The organism is Paraburkholderia sp. UYCP14C, from assembly GCF_004197395.1.
In the GTDB taxonomy this organism is placed as follows: Bacteria; Pseudomonadota; Gammaproteobacteria; order Burkholderiales; family Burkholderiaceae; genus Paraburkholderia.
Window position 1 is genome coordinate 1 of record NZ_SELS01000202.1, and the last position, 2,293, is coordinate 2,293.

Sequence of the window (2,293 nt, forward strand, 5' to 3'; positions counted from 1 at the left end):
TCTGGTTGCTCTTTGCCGGTGGGCAGGGTGGAGGAATTTGCAGCCCGGAGCCGGTGGGCACCGTGGGGGAATTTGCCCGCCCATCGGGGGGAATTCAAAATTACGCCGGAACTCAGTTGTGAAAGCGGGCGTCGAAAGATGCCTTTGCAGAGGCTTGAGCTGTATGCGGGGAAACTTGCACGTACAGTTCTTAGGGGGCTAGGCGCGGGCAACCGCGTCTGGCTACCCAGCGACGTCGGAGTCTCACGGGCGCGACGATCGGCTTCAGACCACGATGTAGACCAGACCGCGGTCATGGTTGACGGGCGGCAGAAATCCGCTGGAATACTAGGCGCGAAATGCACTTGTACGCTGGCGAGCCACAATCGACGCAAGAAGAAACCGGCCTCAAAACGAGACGAGTTATCCACCGCCGGTCGGCGTCGTGGTCGAGACAGGCGACCCACCGACCGGCCGTGGATAACTCTTGGAGATCAGTATCGGTCCACCAGTTTGCGAAAGCCCTTGACTACTCTCTGCTCATAGAAGGGGCACCCCCGGACGGGAGAAACCACCCCGAAAAAAATTACCCGCCTCTCAGGCGCAGCCGGAAATCTCCCCGATAAACTTCTTCACCGCCATGCCGGCTCCGGGTGACCGTGAACTCGTGCGGATTGCCGTCGAAGCTGGGAATGGAGAATCGGTCCCCGGCATTCCAGCTCCGCGACACGGCCTCCTGCATGCTGGACAGGGCCACAACCGGGCGGCCGCTGCCGGCGGCGGCCGGGTTCTCAGTCCTCTCCTGGGCCCGCGCGGATCGGTTTCCGTCAGCTTCTGTCCGGAACGGTTCACTGCGACGACGCTTCTGACGCTGTGCCAGCGCGGCTTTTGACACGGTTTCGCCCGTGGCCGGGTCGACCACCTTCTGACGCTTTGCCAGCGCGCCTTTCGACACGGTTTCGCCCGTGGCCGGGTCGACCACCTTCTGACGCCGTGCCAGCGCGGATTTCGACACGGTTTCGCCCGTGGCCGGGTCGACCACCTTCTGACGCTGTGGCAGCGCGCCTTTCGACACGGTTTCGCCCGTGGCCGGGTCGACCACCTTCTGACGCTTTGCCAGCGCGCCTTTTGACACGGTTTCGCCCGTGGCCGGGTCGACCACCTTCTGACGCTGTGCCAGCGCGGATTTCGACACGGTTTCGCCCGTGGCCGGGTCGACCACCTTCTGACGCCAGTACTGCGTGGATTTTGGAATTGATCGGGTCGTGCTGGAGCCAGAAGCCTGTAAGGAGGGGGGATAGGGGGCAGCCCACCCCTTACCTTGGCTGGCGGGAGCCGGCGTTATAGTCCGGTGCGTCGCCGAACCGGAGAACGATGAGGCTGGGGGGGGCGGATATTGTCCAGAGGCATGGGAATAGCTCGATGGATGGGTGAAATCGGTTGCCCTACTGCCAACAGACTCACCCGTGGGCAAAGGCGGCCCGGAAAAGTCCTGGGGATTGTGCTTGTGGATCAGGGCGCTCGTCAGTACCTGTGGCGGCAAGCTCATGGCTGATTGAAAGGCGGAAGCCATGCTGGGATCTGGGCCTATTCCGCGAGCGGCCAAAATACCGCGAACGACCGGCGTTATCTCTGCCACCGTATAGCCAGCGCTGTTTTTTCCGGCGGCTCTTCGCGCCTGATTTAAACCGTTGGCTATGTCGTGCGGCATGCGTGCCGCAAAGAATGCACTGGATTGTGAGGCCAGCAAGGCCGTTGAGTCAGGCGAGACGTCCCTGGGCGCACACGATGACGGCAGTGAAGCATGCGGCATGGAGGAGCCGGATGCACGGTTCAGGCGGTGTTGCTGGATATCCTCGATCTGATAGGGCGTGGGATCGGAGGGCAGATAATCCCGTCTCCACGGGGGTGCCATAGCACCCAGTTCCGCCAACGCGCCTTGGCCTTGCGGGTTGCGGCGCCAATTGACGATTTCGGCTATTTCCTGAGAGGGAACGTTGGCATCGAGCAGCATGTCGTTTGCATCGAGCAGGTCGTTTGCGATTCGGGCTGAATCGGGTGATAGTGGCCGCATTCTTTTCCTCGATTCGTTTTCTGAGAAACTCCCTGTTTACCCGTTATTTGGCAGCCCCCGCCGCAGAAGGCGAATTATCAGAGCAAATCCCGAAGGTTCTTTCGCAGTAAGAGCGAGCGGTCGGGCCGCCATCGTTCAATTGGCCCTTGACGATCATGTGCATCAACTGATTGCGGGTTTTCCGAAGGGGCCGAATTTGTCTGCGAGCCCCACCGGGAATGGCTTTCGGAGCTGGCGAGG

At 61.3% G+C, this 2,293-nt stretch carries 2 protein-coding genes; both read right to left on the reverse strand.

Features of this window, described 5'->3' with window-relative positions:
• Positions 1-565: 565 nt before the first annotated feature.
• Positions 566-1,993 (reverse strand): hypothetical protein, encoded by a 1,428-nt coding sequence (locus tag EVC45_RS46420; protein WP_211193599.1) that lies wholly within the window; start codon positions 1,991-1,993, stop codon positions 566-568.
• A gap of 103 nt (positions 1,994-2,096) precedes the next feature.
• Positions 2,097-2,293 (reverse strand): hypothetical protein (locus EVC45_RS46425; protein WP_211193600.1); only part of this gene is annotated, 197 nt, incomplete at its 5' end.

Bases quoted from the DNA above. Each gene is read 5' to 3' on its own strand.
- EVC45_RS46420 (WP_211193599.1), bottom strand. From the start codon at position 1,993: ATGCTGCTCGATGCCAACGTTCCCTCTCAGGAAATAGCCGAAATCGTC.